18 protein-coding genes are annotated in these 20,429 nt (G+C 42.2%); 10 read left to right on the top strand and 8 right to left on the bottom strand.

Features of this window, described 5'->3' with window-relative positions; genetic code table 11:
• Window positions 1-393 precede the first annotated feature (393 nt).
• Complete coding sequence (locus tag MSTHT_RS05595) at window positions 394-2,997, bottom strand: S-layer protein domain-containing protein (protein ID WP_048166926.1); 2,604 nt, start codon at window positions 2,995-2,997, stop codon at window positions 394-396.
• Between the two features lie 231 nt (window positions 2,998-3,228).
• On the opposite strand from MSTHT_RS05595, the gene MSTHT_RS14455 reads away from it, so the two are divergent.
• A complete protein-coding gene (locus MSTHT_RS14455) occupies window positions 3,229-3,384 on the top strand; it encodes a hypothetical protein (protein ID WP_156149723.1) in 156 nt (51 codons plus the stop codon).
• A 495-nt stretch (window positions 3,385-3,879) separates the two neighbouring features.
• Window positions 3,880-5,265, top strand: a complete 1,386-nt coding sequence (cca, locus tag MSTHT_RS05585; RefSeq protein ID WP_374756214.1) for a CCA tRNA nucleotidyltransferase — start codon at window positions 3,880-3,882, stop codon at window positions 5,263-5,265.
• 117 nt (window positions 5,266-5,382) lie between these two features.
• Here cca and MSTHT_RS05580 read toward each other — a convergent pair whose 3' ends face one another.
• The 6 genes from MSTHT_RS05580 to argC form a co-directional block, all read right to left on the bottom strand.
• A complete protein-coding gene (locus tag MSTHT_RS05580; RefSeq protein ID WP_048166924.1) occupies window positions 5,383-6,225 on the bottom strand; it encodes a DNA-3-methyladenine glycosylase family protein in 843 nt (280 codons plus the stop codon).
• Window positions 6,212-7,612 carry an ADP-dependent glucokinase/phosphofructokinase gene (locus MSTHT_RS05575; protein ID WP_048166923.1) on the bottom strand — a complete coding sequence of 467 codons (1,401 nt, stop codon included), beginning with the start codon at window positions 7,610-7,612 and terminating at the stop codon, window positions 6,212-6,214. The genes MSTHT_RS05580 and MSTHT_RS05575 overlap by 14 nt, the downstream gene beginning before the upstream one ends.
• A gap of 50 nt (window positions 7,613-7,662) precedes the next feature.
• Complete coding sequence (pfkC, locus tag MSTHT_RS05570) at window positions 7,663-9,135, bottom strand: ADP-specific phosphofructokinase (protein WP_048166922.1); 1,473 nt, start codon at window positions 9,133-9,135, stop codon at window positions 7,663-7,665.
• Between the two features lie 157 nt (window positions 9,136-9,292).
• Window positions 9,293-10,480, bottom strand: a complete 1,188-nt coding sequence (argJ, locus tag MSTHT_RS05565) for a bifunctional ornithine acetyltransferase/N-acetylglutamate synthase (RefSeq protein ID WP_048166921.1) — start codon at window positions 10,478-10,480, stop codon at window positions 9,293-9,295.
• Window positions 10,481-10,498: 18 nt separating this feature from the next.
• Window positions 10,499-10,963: a CBS domain-containing protein gene (locus MSTHT_RS05560; RefSeq protein ID WP_048166920.1), complete on the bottom strand. Its 465-nt coding sequence runs from the start codon at window positions 10,961-10,963 to the stop codon at window positions 10,499-10,501.
• Window positions 10,964-11,038: 75 nt separating this feature from the next.
• Window positions 11,039-12,052, bottom strand: a complete 1,014-nt coding sequence (gene argC / locus MSTHT_RS05555) for an N-acetyl-gamma-glutamyl-phosphate reductase (protein ID WP_048166919.1) — start codon at window positions 12,050-12,052, stop codon at window positions 11,039-11,041.
• Between the two features lie 352 nt (window positions 12,053-12,404).
• Between argC and MSTHT_RS05550 the strand changes: the two genes are divergently transcribed.
• From MSTHT_RS05550 to MSTHT_RS05535, 5 genes are all read left to right on the top strand, one after another.
• Window positions 12,405-12,827 carry a nucleoside 2-deoxyribosyltransferase gene (locus tag MSTHT_RS05550; RefSeq protein WP_048166918.1) on the top strand — a complete coding sequence of 141 codons (423 nt, stop codon included), beginning with the start codon at window positions 12,405-12,407 and terminating at the stop codon, window positions 12,825-12,827.
• 593 nt (window positions 12,828-13,420) lie between these two features.
• Complete coding sequence (locus MSTHT_RS14450; protein WP_156149722.1) at window positions 13,421-13,591, top strand: hypothetical protein; 171 nt, start codon at window positions 13,421-13,423, stop codon at window positions 13,589-13,591.
• 328 nt (window positions 13,592-13,919) lie between these two features.
• Entirely contained in the window at window positions 13,920-14,348 is a 429-nt protein-coding gene (locus MSTHT_RS05545) for an N-acetyltransferase (RefSeq protein WP_048166917.1), read from the top strand.
• Window positions 14,349-14,843: 495 nt separating this feature from the next.
• The gene (locus tag MSTHT_RS05540) at window positions 14,844-15,248 is read left to right on the top strand and encodes a DUF6884 domain-containing protein (protein WP_345739987.1); all 405 of its coding nucleotides are present in this window, start codon (window positions 14,844-14,846) and stop codon (window positions 15,246-15,248) included.
• On the top strand, window positions 15,241-15,903 hold the full coding sequence (locus MSTHT_RS05535) for a hypothetical protein (RefSeq protein ID WP_048166915.1): 663 nt from the start codon (window positions 15,241-15,243) through the stop codon (window positions 15,901-15,903). The genes MSTHT_RS05540 and MSTHT_RS05535 overlap by 8 nt, the downstream gene beginning before the upstream one ends.
• A 255-nt stretch (window positions 15,904-16,158) precedes the next feature.
• Here the strand turns inward: MSTHT_RS05535 and MSTHT_RS05530 are convergent, their stop codons facing one another.
• Entirely contained in the window at window positions 16,159-16,458 is a 300-nt protein-coding gene (locus MSTHT_RS05530) for an Hsp20/alpha crystallin family protein (protein WP_048166914.1), read from the bottom strand.
• Window positions 16,459-16,786: 328 nt separating this feature from the next.
• On the opposite strand from MSTHT_RS05530, the gene MSTHT_RS15560 reads away from it, so the two are divergent.
• The 3 genes from MSTHT_RS15560 to MSTHT_RS15555 are packed head-to-tail and all read left to right on the top strand — an operon-like array spanning window position 16,787 to window position 19,953.
• Entirely contained in the window at window positions 16,787-17,023 is a 237-nt protein-coding gene (locus tag MSTHT_RS15560) for a type I restriction endonuclease (RefSeq protein ID WP_331454387.1), read from the top strand.
• Window positions 17,010-19,523, top strand: coding sequence for a type I restriction endonuclease subunit R (locus tag MSTHT_RS05525; protein WP_197071764.1), 2,514 nt, complete (start codon window positions 17,010-17,012; stop codon window positions 19,521-19,523). Before MSTHT_RS15560 ends, MSTHT_RS05525 begins: the two co-directional genes overlap by 14 nt.
• Window positions 19,510-19,953: a type I restriction enzyme endonuclease domain-containing protein gene (locus MSTHT_RS15555; protein ID WP_231588210.1), complete on the top strand. Its 444-nt coding sequence runs from the start codon at window positions 19,510-19,512 to the stop codon at window positions 19,951-19,953. The genes MSTHT_RS05525 and MSTHT_RS15555 overlap by 14 nt, the downstream gene beginning before the upstream one ends.
• Window positions 19,954-20,429 lie beyond the last annotated feature (476 nt).

Here is a 20,429-nt window from a genome sequence, read left to right as displayed (position 1 = left end):
GGAACTCCTGGAATGGGATCTGGTAAGAGTGAAAGGAAGTCAGTCTGGATAAGGAAAGAAAAACAATAAAAATGATATAAAATTGTAAAAGATGGTAAAAATTGTGAAAGATGGTAAAAATTGTAAAAATGGTATAATAATTATAAAAATGATAAAAAATTATAAAAGATGATAAAAATACTAACAAAATAAGGTGACAAAAAAGTGATAGAAGAATAACAGTAAATTATAGAAAATAATAAGAATCGTAGAAAAAAAACAGAAAGCTGGAAATCATGAATCTGATGTCCAGTTTCTGCTGCTTAATTTTTAATCCCGAGAAGTTCATTTCCATATTTTTGCATCGGTCTGTGCAGTTTTAACACAGAGCCAGAAGTGCCCATCAGTTCTTAATTACTTCCTTCTTTTCCTGAGGACAACAAATGCTGTGGCAAGTATTCCAAGCGTAGCTATCCCACTCAAGAAAGGAGCCTCTTCGGTCACCTCATAACTTTCAGTCTGCCCTCCTACCTCAATGGTATATGTTCCTGGTTCATCCTCGGTGTGTGAGAATTCTACTGCTGTACTCTCATTCGGGCTAAGGGTTATGTTTTCGGAGTCAACCGGTTCGTTATTAACCAGTAAATCCACCTGAGTTTCTCCTGCCACATTTCCGGTATTTGTGACATCCACCCTGATATTTACCGGATTACCTGCCTCAACCGAAGCCGGCTCTACTGTGAGATTCGAGAAGGTAAACTGTGGTGCATTTTCTATTACCTCGATAACAATCTCTCCTTCTTCATACCCTTCTTTCGTAGCATTTATCATGTACGTGCCCGGAGCAGTAACCCAGTAAGATACGGTACCGTTTGAATTTGTCTGTTCAGCTATTCTTTGCCCGCCGAAGAAGACATCCGCTCCTGCAACAGGCTGGTTTTCTACGGAGTCCGTAACCATTATGCTGATCTGATCTCCTTCCCGGACAGTTTCAGGTGAGACTGAAATCAGAAGTTTCAGGACTCCCTGTGCGACAACATCAATATCCTTACTCCCGGAAACATACCCTTCCCGATTTGCTGTCACAGTGAAGCTGCCTTCTCTGCTCGGCGTAAAAGTCAGATTGCCATCATCGCCGGTAGTGCCTATTCTTTCATTTCCGACAAAGACTTCAACATCACCGACAGACACGTTTCTCGCAGTTACCGTGATATTAGCTTGTCTCCCGACCTCAAGGACATCTGGCATTTCGATATTCAGTTGATCTCCTTCCTCGATCTCGACTTCAACAAAGGGGTAAAAGCGCAGGACTGAAGCATCAGCGACCCTGAATTTGACATTGCCCATCAGATCAACAACCTTATCTCTTGAAAGGGAGATTGGGTTCTCGTTTCTCATTGTAATGCCAGAATCGGAAATTGAGCTTATCTCCATTTCGCCGAAGGAGTCACCCTCGGAAATTTCGATATAATCGTCCGAGATCTGGAATATCCCTTCCACAAACACGGCATCGGTCTCACGGGAACGGAAGACTGTGCTTACATGGGCTGCAATGATAGGGACATTTTCAGCGCCTCCGATATCGGCTTCATAGATATAATCCCCGTTTGAGGGAATTATTCCCGAGTCCAGCAGTTCTCCGTCCTTATAAAGGTTGAAGAGTACTCTTTTCCCGTTAACGTCAACCTCAGCTGCTTCGAGGGAATAACCGTTTTCAAGGACTAAAGAAGAACCAGTAAACAGGGATCTTTTATCATCATCGTCAATAAGAACCTTTGAAAGGATATTTTCAGAAAGTATACTTACGCTGTTTGAGTTACCAAGAGTGTCTTCAGGATATCCTGCAAAATACTTCTCTGCCATGAAGCCGATAACTTCATAGCTCCCCCAGTTTTCATATTCAAACTCAACGCGTGCTGGTCTTGTAGAATAGACGAGAGCTCCGTCATCAATTGTCCTGCCATCGAGTTCTTCAATGACAAGGCTTTCAGTTGAGACATTTTCGTCGATATTATAGTAGAAACCTTCGAAGTTAAAAGGCGTCCAGGCCATAGTGTTAAACCTGTCATCGTGTACTGTTCCCCTTAACTCATAGGTTCCGGGCTCTGAGATTTCGACAATTGGGGCAAAACGAAGATCATCGGCATCAGCGACAACAAAGCTCAGTTTACCCATGATATCAATGGTATCACCCCTTCTAAGTGTGATAGAGTCACTGTTTCTCATTCTTATGCCTGAGCTTGAGGTGGAACTTACCTCCATTTTTCCGAACTCATCTCCATTCCGGATTTGCACATACTGGTCAGAGATCTGGAAAATCCCTTCCACGAAAACCGCATTGGTTTCTCTGCCGCTGAAAATCTGGTCGAAATGGACTGCAATTATGGGCACATCTTCTACATCCCCTAGTTCAGTAGTATACACATAATCGTCATTGGAAGACAGGAAAGCATTATCGATTATGTTGCCGTCCTTTTCAAGCTGTACCCATACAGTATCTCCGTTTATATCAACCTCAACTATGTTCAGGGAATATCCTTCCTCAAGAATGAGAGAAGAACCTGTGTATAGCGATCTCCTATCATCGGAATCGATCAGAATCTTTGAAAGTTGTCCATCAGAGATAACGCTGATCTCACCATCTGCAAAGCTTGAGTTTGCATTGTACCCTGCAAAGTAGCGCTCTGCCATAAATCCTATAACCTCATAAGAACCCCAATCGGTGTATTCAAAAGCCGTTTGTATGGGCACGGTTTCATACCGCAGGTTCCCTTCTCCAATTGTCCTACTGCCCTCACTGAGCTGAACTGTCAGATTCTCGGAACCTTCTCCAGTATCAAGGTCATAGTAAAAACCCGAATATGTCTGAGGTGTCCAGGTATAGGTAAGGTTCTGGTTTGCATTCTCATCCCAGATACGGTTGCCTGCCGAATCTGAAACCTGGGCAGCTACATTTACAGACAGCAGCCCGAGTAACAGAAACAAACATAAAATCTTCGTGTAGGTTTTAATCCCCAAATAAGGCCTCCTCTATAGTTGTCAGGTGGGAGTAGAATTTTCAGGTCTCCGAAAAAGACAGGGGAAAAAAATAATTTCCTCAATGTCCGGATTATGTTCCCAACAAGAATACTCCCATCAATCTGAGTTTTATCTTAAGGTATTCAACTATGTACATTTTCTAATATCTCAGGCATCAAATAAAAAATTTTTGGATATTAGATAATTTTTTTGGAGAATTAAAGAAAGAAAATGAAGATTAAAAGAGAATTTTATGACATGGATGCCTTAGAATCCTTTATAAACAACTTTTTTAAAAAATGTAACAAATTAAGAAATAATAATTATCAGGATGAGAACAAAGAAAAACCAGAGAAGCTACCAGGGCTTTTCGATCAGCCTCTTTGAAAAAACTCGCACTGCTCTAAAACCATTGGTCTGCAACCCTTTTACAAAAAGGCTTGACCGAAACCGTTGCACTGTAACCCTTTTACTAAAGGGCTTGACCGAAAATGCTGTTTTTGATCAAACTTTTTCTTAAAAAGTTTGTGTTTATCACCAAGCATTGAGCCGCTTGACCACCGTTGCTTGGGGTTTTCGCTCAAGCCTTTTTTGAAAAGGCTTGTGATCAAACTTTTTTTTCAAAAAGTTTGCGATAAAACATCTTCTCAAAAGGTTTTTGAATAAACGAGGTGAACGAAATGGACTGTATTGTTGCACTTGCAATGCAACTCCCAGAAAATCTTCGATTTTCTGTGATCCCAAAGCGGGACTAGAACCCTCTTCCTGAAGTGAAACTAGGGTGATCCACAAGTTATAAGTTTGAAGAGGCGATTTCTGACACTTATAAACAGAAAATCAGATAAACTCAGATTTATTCTACATGGTAAAACTGAGTATAATATGGAATATGGAGCCGTTTCTGGCATGGAAAATACAGACATTCCCGAAAAATTAAAGCTTGAAGTCCTTGAGAAAATAAGACCCACTGAACTTGAGAGAGAAAAACTTCTGACGATTCAGGAAGAGCTTGCCTCAAAGGTAAAAACAGCAGCTGAAAAGCTTGGCATCCCGGATGTGCTTGTGAGAATGGTGGGCTCAGCTGCCAGAGGCACCTGGCTTTCAGGTACTCATGATATTGATGTTTTCATAAGCTTTCCTGAAGAGACACCCAGAGAAAAACTGGAAACCATGGGTATGGCAATTGCAAGGGAAGTTGCAAAACATGCCGAACATGCCGAGGATCGCCATGCTGAGCATCCCTACCTGAATATTATATACAAAGGCTTTGACGTGGATCTTGTCCCTTGTTTCAGGGTTGCCTCGGCTTCCCAAATCAAATCCGCAGTTGACAGGACACCTTTTCATAACGATTTTGTCAAACCCCGCGTAAAAGGACTCGAAGACGAAGTCCTGCTCCTGAAACAATTTATGCGTGGGGGTGGAGTTTACGGTTCAGAACTGAAAACCCAGGGCTTTTCAGGCTACCTTACCGAACTCCTGATAATTCACTACGGTTCCTTCGAGAACACAGTTCATGCAGCTTGCTCCTGGAAACCCGGTCAGAAAATCGATATTATGCAGCATTCAGAAATCGAACACGACGAACCTCTCGTAGTGGTCGACCCAACCGACCCCAGGCGGAATGTGGCAGCAGCCCTTTCCCTTGACAAATTCTGCATGTTCATAGACCACTGCCGGGAATTTTTAAAAAGCCCGGAACTCAGATTCTTCTTCCCTGCCTCCCCCCTCCCCCTGAAGGACAGCGAAATCCTTGAAAAACTTGAAGCCCGAAAGAGCACCCAGCTTGCAGTCGTCTTCAAAACCCCTGATGTGGTAGAAGACGTTCTCTACCCTCAGCTCTATAAAATGGAGCAAGCTGTCGCTGCCCTTCTGAAAGAATATGATTTTACTGTTATGAAAACCGGCGTCTGGTCAGGCAAATCCGAAACCGCAGTCCTGCTTGAACTCATCTCCGGCACCCTCCCCAACATAAAAAAGCACATCGGTCCCCCCGTCTGGGTCAAAACCCACGCCGAGAAATTCAAGGAAAAATACAAGGGGGCAGACGGCGTTTTCGGAGGCTATATCGAAAATGGAAAATACGTCTTTGAAATCCAGCGCAAATATCCGACTGCAAAAGGGCTTCTAGAGGAGCGGCTTATGACGTGCTCGCTTGGGAAGAGTGTGTGCAAGAGCGTGAGTGAAGGGTTTGAAATTATAGAGGATGCAGGGATTTGCAGGTTAAAGGATACTGATTTCAGAGTCTTTTTGAGGGGATGGATGTAAATTTACCATTAAACATAAATCGTCCCCTAATACACTTTTTAGCTTCCTTTTCATCAAGAGATATATGATTTAGATTCAAACTCAAAAGTCGTTTTAAAAGGAACTGGCGAATAGAGTTCAATAAAGACTCACAAGTCCTTCAACCCTTTTCTGATAATACAAATACTCCTGCGCATACCCGCAATATTGCCCGAAATACTTCCTTCCCCAGTCTCCCATACAGCTCATGCTTGTGCAGGTTTCAAAGTAATTGTCATCTATGTGATAATGCTGGATGATCTGCTTGATATGGGTATCTACCGGGAAGGCTTCCAATTTCCCGAAGGCAAACAGGAGAACACAGTCGGCAACCTTTTCCCCAATGCCGCGAAGCCTCATGAGACGTTCTCGCGCATATTTATACTCCAGGCGGAAAAGAACATTGAGGTCCAGTTCTCCAGAAGCCACTTCTTCGGCTGCGGCTTTTATGCTCGGGGCTCTGAAGCCCAGTTTACATCGTTCAAGCGCGGCTGGATCGGCATTTGCAAGGGTTTCAGGGTCTGGGAAGGTGAAATATCCGGGTTCGATTTCCTGCCCGAAAGTTCGGCTGAGAAGGTAGATCCGTCTCTGGATTGTGGGGATGCTTGAGGCGGTTGCGAGCATATAGGAGATAAGGCATTCCCAGGGATCCTGCCGGATCAGGCGCAGACCCTGGTATTTGCGGATTGCCCGATCGATGAGCAGGTCACGGTTTATACTTTCATAGATCGAGGGCAGGTCGTCATCAAAGCGAAAATAATGTGAAAAAAATTCAGGCGTCAGGGTTGAATCGATAATCAATTGTCCGTTTTCCTGAGAAAGTCGGATAACGTGATCTCCGACAACTCCTGTCCACCAGTTCCCTTCCCGTTCCCAGCGGAAGACCTGTCCGCAGTCGAGGGTATAATTAAGGTTAAAAAGATAGGGTTTAAGCCTGTACATCCAGTTCAAGCCCCCTCAGGAAGACCGCTGCGGTTAACGTGTCCCCAAGCCCGACCATAGTTACGGGAGATTGGGAAAGCATTGTGGGAAGCATGCAGATAACATAACCTCCCCTGAAAGCATAAGCGCCCTGCCGGAGAGCTTTTCCATTGAAGGCTTTAAGGAAAACTTCGATCTGTTTTCGTCCAAACTCACTTTCCTGAAGTTTCAATGCTTCCTCTTCCACGAATTCCCGCCCATCAAGCTTGCCTGAAGCGGCATACACGCCTGCGCATTTAACTCCAAATTCCAGGGCTTCAAGTTTTTCTCCGGATACCCTCTGCAAATCCTGTTCAGAATTAGGATTAAATTCTGGCTTAAATACACTCAGTACAAATTCCCTTGTGTGAATAAAGAGCTTCTTAAGCTCGTTCCTCGAAGCCAGCCTGCATGCCGCATCAGCTACGGCTTTAGCTTCCATATGAAGGAGTTTTTCTCCAGGCACTCCATGCAGGTTATAAAACATTGAAAGCTCGTCTTCGTTCATTCCAAAGCTGTCAGAAAGCCCTGAGAACTTAAGAAAAACTGAATTTCCAATTTCTCTACTCGCGAAATGCCCGAGTTCCAGGTGAATCTGGAGTTTGTCGTTTCTGGATTTCCAGCTTGTGAGCTCGGAAAAAGAATTATCGAGAATTGTTTTATAAGTGGTGCCATCGGGATAGTTCTCAATCAGGAGATGAAAACCCGATATGAGTATGCCATCAAGCTCACAGGCATGTTGAAGGGCATACTGCTTAAACGCAGGATTGGTATAAAGCCTGAAATTAAGATGATCACAGGTCGCTATGAAGCGGTTTTCCCTCGGAACCCTAACTTCTGTCCCATAAAGGGAAAAAGTCTCCCCTTCAGAAAAATCAAACACGAAATGTATCGGTTCCTGATTGCTGGAAAGATCTTCCTCGCTTTTCTCAGGCAAAATCCCTGCGTTTTTCTCTTGCTGTGTGAAAGCCTCCGGCAGGTAGATTGCTTTTTTTGAGAAAAGAGAAAGCTGTGTTTCTGAAGGTACTGCAACATTTGGAATTACTCTGGAAGCGCCCAGCTGGGAAAGGGCATTTGCCATTATTCCTGCGTTTCCGCCCATTCTTATCAGGGATTTTTCAAAATAACGGTTTTTAAGAAACTCGAAAACAGAATCCTCATATACAAGCCATTCAGCTCCACATCCCTCTTTCATACAATAGGCAAGCCCTGCTACAAAATCCGATTCAGAAATTATTTTTCCAGGGGGGTTTTCGATTTTCTCAAGGATTTCAGCAGCTTCGAAGGCACTCAGCAGTTCCGAAATCTCAGCCCCAGTGATCCTGTATACTGAGTCTATGTTGACATTATATCCGCAGAGTATATTCATCTTACCAGTTCCTTACAGAATGGGGAGGCTTCGGATTAAGTAAGGAGTATTTATTTTCCTGCCTGCTTTTGCTTCATTTCTGCAAGCATAGCTGCAAAAGCTCCTGCCGAGATAGTGTCACCTATTCCCACTGTCGATTGCGGTTGCTCGACCACTTTGGTAGGAATGATAACTGCATTATGATCTGCCCCGTAAATATATCCATATTCAAACTCGTCAGGAGTACAGAGTTTCTTCCCTACACAATAAACCTTGAAATTCTCCAGATCTTCAATGCCTTTGTCTGAAACCGGAACTTCTAGCCCTGCGGCTGCCGACTCAAAACTTTCAATATCTCCTGTGAGAGCCTTGGCGGCAGCAAGGGTTGAGGAAAAGAGCAGGGCATCTCTATGTTCTTTAAGTGTAAGTGGGTGACCTTTTGCAAGGACACAGATATAATACCCAAGAGAATGCACATGGACTCTCTCAAGCGATAGATCCTTTAAAAGCTGAACAGCACCGTGATAAAGCGAGGTTATCCCGTATTCTTCTTTTCTTATGACAGAATAAGAAAGTTCTTCATGTCCCAGGACGTTGAGGGCATTTGCCACTTCCACAGTATCAAGACCCAGGGAATGGACATGGTTGGCAACGATTTCAGCAAGAATAGCCTTTCTTATAACCCGATTCTGGATGGATGTAAGTTCTACATGGATGCGCAGTTGGGGATTTAAAGCCTTAAGTTTGTCAATAACTTTAACAGCATGTAAGACATAATCCTTATACGTAGATCCATCTTCATACTCTTCTTTTATCATCTGGTAACCTGAAAGCATTGCACCGTCAATCGGGAAAATTGTGTCAAGGTGCTCATAAACTTCCCTGTCCATATCCAGACGAATCCATTTCGGACGGGAGGAGATTATCAGGCGATTATCTCTTGGCACTGTGAAGTTTCCATTACAGGTTACTTCCAGACCTTTTGAGTATTCAAAGATCCAGTTGACTTTTGATTCTATCCCTGGTTTGAATGCCTCCCTCGGGGGCTTGAGCACGACATTCCCGTTTTCTACCTTCGGGTGCAGAAGATTGTCAGAAGCTACAAAATACTCTGTCTGTTCTTCGGAAAGCCAGGGAATGTATGCAACCACTTTCTTAAGTCCAAGGCGGGCAAGAAGGTTTGAAATAATTCCTGCCTGGCCTCCCATACGCGCATAGTCAAAACCCAGGTTAGCTTTCAACCACTCATGAGTACTCGAGGTATGGGTTGGGATCTCTGCGGCTTTTCCCTCTCGCATAGAAATAATCAGGCGAGCCATGAAATCCAGAGGCTCTTTTATTTCCCTCGGATAAGTTTCAACTCTTTTCTGAATCTCAGCTTCGTCAAAGAGTTCCGTAAGCTTGCGCAGATCTTTATCTGTAAGGTGTTTAATAACATCGATATTACTGTTGTAAGCCACAAACATACCATCCAGATAAGGAAGGGATCTTTTTACATTGTAAAAAGCGTCGGTGTGGCGCTGTTCCCATTCTTGTATATCCACTTAATATGCCCCCTGGAAATGCATATCTGATTTAAAAATAATTTTCAGGAATAGGGAAAAACCCGTATCCATTTTCTTAATATGGTTTTACTTATAAGTTATCTTGGTGTAAATGATCTCGCTTGTTTTCCTCTATTTCCTCCCAAATTTACACTGATTAAGTCGTATATTCAGCATTGATTCTGACATAGTCATAAGTCAGGTCACAGCCCCAGGCAGTTGCCTGTTCATTTCCCATACTGAGGTCAAGAGTAATGACAATTTCATCATTTGCCATTATTCTTTTCAGAAGTTCGAGATCGTAAGAACTGGAAATTTCACCTGACTTTATAATTTCGACCTCTGACCCTCCTCCAGAAAAAGAGAGAGAGAGCCTTTCCTGTTCAAGTTCCGCACCAGAGTATCCTGCAGCAGCTACAACCCTTCCCCAGTTAGGATCCTCTCCGAAAATTGCGGATTTAACCAATGGGGAACGTACAATGGCTTTTGCAGCACATTTAGCATCTTCCTGTGTTTTTGCGCCTACTACCCTGGCTTCAATGAGTTTTGTAGCGCCTTCTCCGTCTTTTGCTATTTTCTTTGCAAGCTCTGTAAATACGTAAATCAATCCTTCCTCAAAATCATCCAGGCAGTCCATGCAGGGCTTGATCCCGGATTTGCAGGTGGAGGTAAGGAGTACCATATCGTTAGTGCTTGTATCTCCGTCCACCACGACCATATTGAAAGTTTTATCCACGGCTATTTTCAGAGCTGCATCCAGAACGTCAGCAGGCACTTTTGCATCGGTATACGCAAAACAGAGCATAGTTCCCATATTGGGACAAATCATCCCCGAACCTTTGGCAATCGCCCCAATTCTTATCCCGCAGTCCATTTCAATAGCAACTTCTTTTATAGCCTTATCCGTGGTCATGATCGCCTTTGCAGCTTCCCGGCTGCATTCAGGAGAACTACCCAGCCCTTTAAGGACTTCAGGAAGGAGTTCTCTTATCAGGGAAACATCAAGCCTTCTGCCAATTACACCTGTTGACGCAACTGCAACGGTTTCAGGTTTAACGTCAAGTTCTCGGGCAAGCATTGTTGCCATTTCCACAGCATCCAGAAAGCCGTCATCACCTGTAAAGGCGTTGGCATTACCGCTATTTACAATTAAGGCTGAAAGATGGTGTTTGGTCTCAATTATTCCTTTACTCAGGGTAACCGGAGCTGCAACCACCTTATTCTTTGTAAAGACGCCAGCTGCAGGGCCTTCCGCAACAATGACAGCCAACCCCATTTTTTCAGTTTTAATCCCGTTTGCGGATACCCCCCTTACTGCACAGATTCCACCTTCTATTTGCTTCATGAGAGACTCTCCATTTCCTCAGAGCTTTGCAAGACCTTTTATTATATCGCCGCGTGTAACAATCCCAACTACACGGTTGTCCTCAGTTACAGGAAGCCTGTTGATCCTGTGCCTTATCATATGCTCAGAAGCTTCTTCTATGGACGCCTTAGAAGAGATTGTGTGTACATCCTTTGTCATGATCTCTTCTAGCTTTGTGGAACCCACATCAGAAAGCATTCTTTTTGTTTCCTCCCAGCTAATGAGTTCTCTGATAGGGATCTCTATAACCTCAAAGGGGCTCGGAAGCCAGAGATCCCCTTTTTTGGGGACAATGAGCAGTCTCAGCAGATCCGCTTCGCTTATTATTCCCACAAGCTTTTCCCCTTCAAGAATAGGAGCCCCACTGATATTGTTTTCCTTCAAGATTTTTGCCGCTTCCCGGACTGTATTGTCAGGCTTGCAGAAAATAACGTTCGGGTTCATGACATCTTTTACTTTCATCTGACTGTACCCCTTGAGACAAATTCCATTTTTTACTTTAATCCGTCAAGAGTTATATTCTCTTGCCTTGGCTTGTTATGGAGCCGCCGCAGGCAGCCAGAGTCCACATGTTTCATCCAGCCCGAACATGAGGTTCATGTTCTGGATAGCCTGACCTGAAGCCCCTTTGACAAGGTTATCGATTGCCGAGAGCACCACAACTCTGTTATTTTCCTTATCCGCCTCAAAGCTTATATCACAGAAGTTAGAGCCTCTGACTGCGGTAAGGGAAGGAACTCCTGAAGGGAACCTGATAAATGGCTTGTCCCTGTAGAATTCTTCATAGATTGTCTTTAAGTCATCCGTGGAGAGAGGCTCCTTTGTAAAGAGGTGAGCCGTTGTTAAGATCCCTCTAATAGAAGGGATTACGTGGGGAGTGAAACTGATGCTCTGGAGTTTTCCATCGAGTGCCGTCAGTTCCTGGATGATCTCAGCTCTATGCCTGTGAGATGTAAGTTTGTATGGGATGATATTTTCTGCAAGGTTCGGGTAATGTGAGGTCTCGGTTGGTGAGATGCCAGCTCCTGAGATTCCTGTCTTGGAATCAAAAACTGCAATATCGAGAAGCTTGGCTGCCGCAAGAGGAGCTGCTGCAAGGATTGCACCTGTAGGAAAACATCCTGGGTTTGCAACGAGACTCTCTTCTGAAACCTCTGGATGAAGTTCTACGAGACCGTATACGGCATTCCTCGGGTCAGTGTGTTTTAATCCGTAGATTTTTTCAAACTCCGAAGTCTTAAGCCTGTAGTCCGCGCTAAGGTCAATAACCCTGGTGTCGCCGTCAAGCAGCTCAGGTACATAATTCATGGCAGATCCATGAGGCACTGCAAGAAATACAACATCACAGCGCTTCCTGATGTCTTCAGGATCAGGATTCTCGTATTTCAGGTTCAGGAAACCTTCAAGGTGCTTGTGCGTGCTTGTTACAGGTTTCCCGGCAAGGCTTCGGGAAGTTGCCAGTTCCAGCTTTACATTGGGGTGGTTGACGAGCAAGCGAAGGAGTTCTCCTCCTGTGTATCCCGATGCTCCTATTATTCCAGCCTTGATCATAAGTGTCACTGTCTGTGTAATGTCAATAAAGGATAATTAAATTTGTTCCTGGAAAGCAACTGGTAGGAAATTCTGCTCGCTCAGGAAATTTCTTTGACCAAACTGACCCCATTTATTCAGAAGGCTAATCGACTTATCCTTTTACCTGCGATTTTTACAGGAAGCGAGTCATATTTTTAATTTTAAATCAGTAAAACTTAAATTTTTAAATATATAAGTATATTCCACAAGGGGAACTGGGGTTCTTCGCGCTGGAATAGAAGGTGTCACAGATAAACTTTTTACCTTTAGAAGCTCTGATACTATGAGAAAATCTGTTTAGACGCCTTCTGAAGCGGCAGGAAGAAAAGACATGGACAGAAAAAAGAAAATCTACCTTGCAGGCCCTCTTTTCAGCCATGCGGAATTAGAATATAACCGTAAACTGAGGGATTTGCTGCTCAATAAAGGTTTTTTAGTTTTTTTGCCCCAGGAAGATGCAGAGGATTGCACAGAAGAACGCGAAAAACAGAATCAGGAGCATATTTTCAGAAAATGTGTAGAAGGTTTGGATAATTCCGATATTGTAGTAGCAGTGCTTGATGGAGCAGATGTAGATTCTGGAACTGCCTGGGAGATCGGTTATGCTTACGCAAAGGAAAAACCTGTTATAGGGCTTCGAACTGATTTCAGATCTCTCTCGGATGGGGTTGTTAACCTGATGGTAGAGATGGCTATAGTCGCCCTTGCAAGGGACGAGAATGAGCTATTAAAAACAATGGAAAGGTTTAGATAACCTCTGAATGCTGCCTGGTTATTTCATACCTCGAATTCTTTTAGTTTCAACTATCTTTAACCCGGGTTATTTTTATTCTCGGTTATTATCTTCAATTATTCTCAATTATTATCTCGATTATTCTCGATTATTGTCTTCAATTATTCTCAATTATCTTCAATTATTATCTCAATTATCTTCAATTTTTATTCTCAATTTTTATCCTCAATTTTTGTCCTCAATTTTTGGCTCTGAATTGCTTTTAAATTCATCACTTTAATTCACCAGAACGCAATTCTGGATCAGATCTATTAGGTAATATTTAGTAAGATAGTTTTTAAACAAGAAAAAGGTTGAGATAAATGTCAACTGGTTTCTTTTAAAAGATATGCACTCGAAAGTTTCTGTTGTTCAGTTTCTGTTAACGAGTTTCAAAAATGACCTCAGCTTTTAAACTCTTTATAAAATTCTTTTTTTACTAATTATATTATTATATCTCGATTGAGATAGTTTGATGGTCAATTCGGGAACAGAAGCCTGAATTTATAACGATTATTTAGTAAAAAAATTTTAATATAGAATGCCCGACATAATAACTACTGGAGGTTAAAATAATGACCTTTGTAGAAGGATATGCTTTTACAAAAGTTAAAACTTCACATGGGACTGACATTTACGTGTCCAGATACGGGAAACTGGTAAAGATCGTTCCATGCAGCCCACATGTGAAGTTCTCTGAAAGATACACCACTGACCTGATCCGCCAGATCGAGTCAATGGAGTGAAAAGATAAAAATTTTTAAATTTTTTCCGATATTTTTTTTAATTCGGACCCATCTTGATGAAGTCCCTTTTCAGACCGAAGCTTTTCGGTCTGGCGTTTTTTAGACTATTTTTTTTCTATATATACCTTACTCTTGTCATAACTTTTTATATACAGTTTTTGCAACAGAATTTTTATGCTAAATAAGGCTCAATTAGTCTCAGCCAAACCTTTAACATTCAATTAGTCTCAGCCAGACCTAGTGCATTCAATTCTGAATTTATGAGGGTAATTTTAAGTATAGACAAACAAAAGAACTTAAAAAAACCTGAAAAAAGGAAACCGATAATTTGATTCGGAGTTATAGAAAAACCGATCTTGAAGAAATGGTGAGGATCTGGTATGAGGCTTCTGTTACAGCCCATTCCTTCGTCCCTGCTTCTTTCTGGGCTTTGCAGAAGAGTGCAATGAAGGAGACATACCTTCCACTTACCGAAAATTTTGTTTTAGAAGAGAATGGGAAGCTTGCAGGATTCATTTCCCTTGTTGGAGAAAGAATCTGCGCCCTCTTTATTGCGCCCGAAATGCAGGGCAGAGGGATCGGCACTGCTCTTCTCGAACATGCAAAAACCCTGAGAGGCAGGCTCTCCCTTAAAGTCTACAGGGAAAACAAAAGAGCTTTCAGCTTTTATAAGAAGCATGGGTTTACGGCAACTGGCGAAGAGGTCGATGAATATACGGGCTGCGTGCAGATTTTGATGGAATGGGAAGGAAGATGAGCAGATTCAGATCTGCAAGGCGCCAAGATTAAAAACTGGTATTTTTAGTAAATTTTTAGCGTTTTCTTAGTAAAATTCTTAGCGTGTTCTTAGTAAAACTTTTAGCATATTCATGGTTTATTTTTAGTAAATTCTTAGTAAAATCTGTTTTAAGGGAAGATACGGATTGAAAAGTAAGTTTGATTATGGAGATTTTTTCTTATTCTTTACATTTCTGAATTTAATTCAAGATATGAAGCAAAATTCATATGATACTGTTTCTAATACAATTACAACAAAAACATTTAGTTAGATTCAACAAAAACATTTAGACCGATTTAAACTATTTTACCTCCAACCAGTGCTATCAAATCTTTTGAAAATATTTATAGTTTAATGACTAAAATATTATCTAATCTTGAAGAGTCTCAAAACTTTAGTTCTATTCGTGACTCTCTTTTCCCAAAACTCATGTCAGGAAAAATCAGGGTTGAATGTTGAGATGGTGAAGATTGTTTGGTATCTTGCGTGAAAAAGAAACTGCCATATAAAGCAAAGGCAAGAGATCTGTATATCAGTACACTTTTCAAATATAGCCTTGATTACGCTGAATCTTTGAACCCTGACAAGATCTTCATTTTTTCTGCAAAATACGGTCTGGTAGATTCGGAGGCGGAAATTGAGCCTTATGATAAATGTTTGACCAATATGTCTTTTAAGGAAACAAAGGAATGGGCAGATCGCGTAATAGACCAGATCAAAAAGGAAGCCGATCTGAAAGAAGATGAATTTATTTTCCTTGCGGGCGAAAGATACAGGAAATATTTACTGCCTCATATTTCAAATTACCAGATTCCTCTAAAAGGACTAGGAATTGGAAAGCAGCTCCATTATCTTAAAATGAGATGTCAAAATGAGTGAAAATTGTAAACAACTGCATCGATGGTTCAATAATCTGGAAAAGATGAATTTTCCATTTGATGATAAGAAGATTCTTCATAATGGAATTTACATTTTATTTGAAAAAGGAGAAACTGCCCACAACACGGACAGAATTGTTCGAATAGGGACTCATACAGGTAAAAACCAGTTAAGATCGCGGCTAAAGCAGCATTTCATTAAAGAAAATAAGGATCGGAGCATTTTCAGGAAGAATATAGGTAGAGCTTTACTGAACAGGGATAAAGATCCGTTTCTGGATCAGTGGGAATTAGATTTGACCAGCAGGAGGGCAAAAGAAGAATATTCTGTTTTGATTGACGTTGAGAAACAGAAAGAAGTAGAAAAGAACGTAAGCCAATATATACAGGCAAATTTTAATTTTGTTGTGATTGAAGTTGAAGAAAAGGAAAAAAGGCTTGAACTTGAATCAAAAATTATCTCCACAATTTCCCGATGTAAGGAATGCAGTCCTTCGCCTAGCTGGCTGGGGTTGTTTTCCCCCAGAGAAAAAATAAACACGAGTGGGCTCTGGTTGGTAAATGAATTAAATAAAGAGCCTTTGTCTGATGAGGATATGCAGTTGATCAAGAATTTGACAGCTAACGCTGCTGGAATCAACAGATTTATTGAGTAAAAGACCTAATATCTTTCTTTTGTGGCTATTTTCGTTATTTCCTTAAAATTTCGAAATAGCCGCTCTCCTGCGTCGAGCGTGACAAGAACGACATGAGACAGCGAATAAGGTTATTCCTGATAAGTTATAAAAAGTGTGAAAATCGGGAATTTTATAACTGAGAAAAGTGACGGTTTTTAAAATTTTGCCGGTTTTGGACTCCCGATTTTTCTTAACTGTCTTTCCTCTAAAGAAGTTTGCTATGCGACAGCTGTTTTACTCGATTTTCACATCAACTAATTTCTCTAAAGGCTTTTGATAAGGTACTGTAACTTTAAGTATACCGTTTGAGTACTTGGCTGTCGCTTTTTCTGGGACAACAGGGCAGTCGGTTGGATAGCTGTCCAGATACGTTACTCCTTCTTTTTTACTGCTCACATAAAAGCTGTCAGTTGTAAGCTTGAAAGAAACGTCTTTCTTTTCCACTCCCGGAAGGATTACTTCAATCAGGAGGTTTTCGTATTTGTCGTCAGGAAATACACTAATTACTGGTGATAGTCTTAATGTTTCCGCCATGGTATTACCCCCAAAGTAATGTCATATATTAAGATATTTATACATTTGCATTGAGATAGTCATTTCGTCAACCTTATGGCAGGGATGTTCTTTAACAGGCTATCAGGCAAATTATAATTCGTTAACAAAATAGTTATGCTTAAATAAATTTACCGGGATACACATTTATAATTTTTATTTTCTCGCTTTAATGAGCAAAGCTCTCATTTAAACGAAAATCTGCCTCCATAAAAGTGAGTTCGCACAAATTTGACAAAAAAGAAAGCAGACAAACGAAAAAGAACAGACAAATGAAAAAGAACAGACAAATGAAAAAGGAGAGGTATTTATTCCCGCCTTCATCCCCGAATCCGAAGTTGAAGAAGCAGCCCTTGAAATTCTTTCTGAGCTTGGCTATGATTACCTTTACGGTCCGGATATTGCGCCGGAAACGGAAGATGCTGAAAGGGAAGATTTCGGAACCGTTATTCTGCCGCGCCGGCTCAGGGCTGCTGTTGATAAACTGAACCCCGGAGTTGTGGCAGGAGCAAGGGAAGAAGCAGTAAAAAAAAGTGCTTCGGGCTGAAAGCCAGGATCTTGTGCATAATAACCGGGCTTTTCAAAATATGCTTGTAAACGGGGTTGATGTGGAATATCGGGGTCAGGACGGGGAAACGGTTTATGATAAGGTCTGGCTTTTTGACTTTGCGAAACCAGCGGAAAACGAATTTCTTGCGGTCAACCAATTTACCGTTATAGAAGATGGAAACACGAGGAGACCGGACATTATACTTTTTGTAAACGGGCTTCCGCTTGTTGTTATTGAGTTAAAACGACCGGATGAAGATTCCAGGTTTGAAGATGACGAGATTATCTGGGATGCTTATAAGCAGCTTCAGACCTACAAGAGAGAGATTCCCGGACTTTTCCGGTATAACGCTTTCCTGCTGATAAGTGACGGGCAGGATGCAATGGCAGGGACAATTACCTCGAACAGGGAGTGGTTTGTACCCTGGAAAACAATTGACGGGAAGAAAATCGCAGATTTTAAGATTCCCCCTATGGAGGTGCTACTAAGGGGGATGTGCAAGCCGGAAATCCTTCTCGACCTTACCAGGCACTTTATTGTTTTTGAAGATGACCATGGAAAGGTTATCAAGAAGCTTGCCAGATATCACCAGTACCATGCAGTTAACAGGGCTGTAGAGAAGACAAAACTTGCCTGCATGCCAGATGGGGATAGGAAGTGCGGGGTTGTCTGGCATACACAGGGCTCAGGAAAAAGCCTCTCAATGATCTTTTATGCGGGGAAACTTGCACTTGAGCTTGACAATCCTACAATCGTCGTGCTTACTGACAGAAACGACCTTGATGGGCAGCTTTTTGACAACTTTGCCCGATGCAGCGAAATTCTGCGCCAGCAGCCCGTTCAGGCAGAATCGAGGGCTCATCTGAGGGAACTTCTCTCAGTTGCCTCTGGTGGGATTGTATTTACAACAATTCAGAAATTCTCGCCCGAAAGTGAGGAAGGCAAGTTTCCTATCCTATCCGAAAGGAGAAACATCATCGTAATTGCTGACGAGGCTCACCGCAGCCAGTACGGTTTTGATGCAAAATTCCGGGAAAGGGAGGTCGAAGGCGAAAAAGTTACAGAGATCTCCTACGGCTTTGCAAAGCACATGCGGGATGCTCTACCGAATGCACCTTTTATTGGATTTACCGGCACGCCCATTGAACTCAATGATAGGAGCACGCCTGCGGTTTTTGGGGATTATATCGATATTTACGACATTGAGCAGGCTGTAAACGACGGGGTCACGGTGCGGATCTTCTATGAGAGCCGCCTTTCGAAGCTCGATCTGGTTAAAGAAGCCAGGGAGACACTGGATGCTGATTTTTCACAGATAACCAGGGATTGGGATTTATATGAGGCAGAAAAACTTAAGTCTCGCTGGTCGCGGCTTGAAGCCGTGGTAGGGAGTAAAGATAACCTGAAAAAACTTGCAGCTGACATTGTGTCCCATTTCGAAAAAAGACTTGAAGATGCTATGGACGGCAAAGGTATGATTGTCTGCATGACCAGGCAGATGTGTGTCGATCTTTACAATGAGATCATAGCCCTTCGCCCGGAATGGCATGATGATGACGACCTGAGAGGCCAGATAAAAGTGATTATGACCGGCAGTGCAGCCGATGACGAACCTCTACAGCCTCATATTCGGAACAAAGGCCGCAGAATGAAGATCCGGGACAGAATGCAGGATCCGAACGATCCACTGAAACTCGTTATAGTCTGTGATATGTGGCTTACCGGCTTCGACGCTCCCTGCCTGCACACCATGTATTTCCTGAAATGGCTTCAGGGGCATAATCTCATGCAAGCGATAGCCCGTGTGAACCGTGTTTTCCGGGATAAACCTGGAGGGCTTATTGTTGATTATGTGGGACTTCTTTATGATCTGAAGTATGCTATGGCAAACTATACTCGCAACGGAGGCCGGGGCAATCCAGCGGATTATAAGGACCAGGCTGTTGCATTAATGCTCGAAAAATACGAGATTGTTCAGGATCTTTTCTATGGTTTTGACTACATGCGAATCTTTTCTGCTTCTCCAAAGGAAAAGCTGGGAATTGTCAGGGAAGGGGCGGATTTCATTCTCTCGCTAGGGCGTACCGAAGATGAGAGAGCTCAGGAAAAGAAGCGTCTAATTCAGCATGTAACCGAGCTTTCCAAAGCCTTTGCACTTTCGGTGCCCGATCCTGAAGCCGAGAGAATTAGGGATGAGCTTGCATACTTCCAGGCTGTAAAGGCAATTCTTGTAAAGCTAGAAAGGAGACCCGCAAAATCAAAGTATGAAATGAACTCGGCAATAAAAGAACTGGTGTCAAAGTCGATTACAACCGAGGAGATAATTGATGTTTTTGATGCGGTTGGAATAAAAAAACCGGAGATTTCAATCCTTTCAGAGGAATTCCTTGCTGAAGTCCGTGATCTGCCACAAAAGAATCTTGCTTATGAAGTCCTGAAAAAAACTGCTTTACGACGAGATAAAGATCAGATCTCGCAGAAATTTGATTCAGGGTAAATCTTTTGCCGAGATGCTTGAGCGGGCAATAAATGAATATAAGAACCGGGGAATTGACACCTTGCAGGTTATAGAAGAACTCCTTGCGCTTGCAAAGAAGATCAGTGACGCTGACAAAAGAGGCGAAAGACTTGGCCTGAGTGAAGAAGAAATTGCTTTTTATGATGCTCTAGCTGACAATGAAAGTGCTCTGGAAATCCTCGGCAATGAGACATTAAGGCTAATGGCAGCGGAACTTGTCAGGATTATAAGGCAAAACGCAGGCGTTGATTGGACTCTCCGGAAGAATATCCAGGCAAAAATAAAGGTCAGTGTGAAACGACTTCTAAAGAAGTACGGATATCCTCCAGACAAACAGAAACTTGCTACAGACAATGTCCTCAAGCAGGCTGAACTTCTGTGCAGAGATGCCGGTTTTTCCGCAACATAATTTTTCAGTTTAACTTCAGGCTTGCCTCCTCTGTACTTCCATTTAGCTTAATTTTATCTTGGGCTGGACTACTTCAATAAATTTTATAATTATAAATCAATAAAGAACTTCTTCTTGCCTGAAGATTTTGCAGTTTTCCCGAAAAAAGTATCTGTTTTAATAATTGCTGAATTCAAAACAAACAAAAAATTTAAATATTAGTAATCCTAACTATAGGATAGTAACTGAGAAACAATAACCAGCGTACAGGTATATTAAATATAGACTGTACTGCTGCCAATCAGTTACTTTACAAATAATCTGCGAACAGACCAAAAGCGTATCCTCTATCGTCTTTAAAAAACGGACTTATTTCCTCCTCCGGAAAAAGCATGAGAGTCTTGAGCTCTCATACCCAGTTATCCTGCCTTTCAGGCAGTGCCCTACGGAGAAGGGAATAACTGTTCTGGACAAGTGCCAGATTTACAGATCATTAA

The sequence above is a fragment of the Methanosarcina thermophila TM-1 genome (assembly GCF_000969885.1).
Classification (GTDB): Archaea; Halobacteriota; Methanosarcinia; order Methanosarcinales; family Methanosarcinaceae; genus Methanosarcina; species Methanosarcina thermophila.
Note: the sequence above shows the minus strand (reverse complement) of the source record. Positions and strands in the feature narration are given on the sequence as shown.

What these genes read in the sequence shown, in the direction of transcription:
- MSTHT_RS14455 (WP_156149723.1), top strand. Translation starts at nt 3,229, where the DNA reads ATGAAGATTAAAAGAGAATTTTATGACATGGATGCCTTAGAATCCTTT.
- cca (WP_374756214.1), top strand. Translation starts at nt 3,880, where the DNA reads ATGGAATATGGAGCCGTTTCTGGCATGGAAAATACAGACATTCCCGAA.
- MSTHT_RS05580 (WP_048166924.1), bottom strand. Translation starts at nt 6,225, where the DNA reads ATGTACAGGCTTAAACCCTATCTTTTTAACCTTAATTATACCCTCGAC.
- MSTHT_RS05575 (WP_048166923.1), bottom strand. Translation starts at nt 7,612, where the DNA reads ATGAATATACTCTGCGGATATAATGTCAACATAGACTCAGTATACAGG.
- argJ (WP_048166921.1), bottom strand. Translation starts at nt 10,480, where the DNA reads ATGAAGCAAATAGAAGGTGGAATCTGTGCAGTAAGGGGGGTATCCGCA.
- MSTHT_RS05560 (WP_048166920.1), bottom strand. Translation starts at nt 10,963, where the DNA reads ATGAAAGTAAAAGATGTCATGAACCCGAACGTTATTTTCTGCAAGCCT.
- argC (WP_048166919.1), bottom strand. Translation starts at nt 12,052, where the DNA reads ATGATCAAGGCTGGAATAATAGGAGCATCGGGATACACAGGAGGAGAA.
- MSTHT_RS05550 (WP_048166918.1), top strand. Translation starts at nt 12,405, where the DNA reads ATGGACAGAAAAAAGAAAATCTACCTTGCAGGCCCTCTTTTCAGCCAT.
- MSTHT_RS14450 (WP_156149722.1), top strand. Translation starts at nt 13,421, where the DNA reads ATGACCTTTGTAGAAGGATATGCTTTTACAAAAGTTAAAACTTCACAT.
- MSTHT_RS05535 (WP_048166915.1), top strand. Translation starts at nt 15,241, where the DNA reads ATGAGTGAAAATTGTAAACAACTGCATCGATGGTTCAATAATCTGGAA.
- MSTHT_RS05530 (WP_048166914.1), bottom strand. Translation starts at nt 16,458, where the DNA reads ATGGCGGAAACATTAAGACTATCACCAGTAATTAGTGTATTTCCTGAC.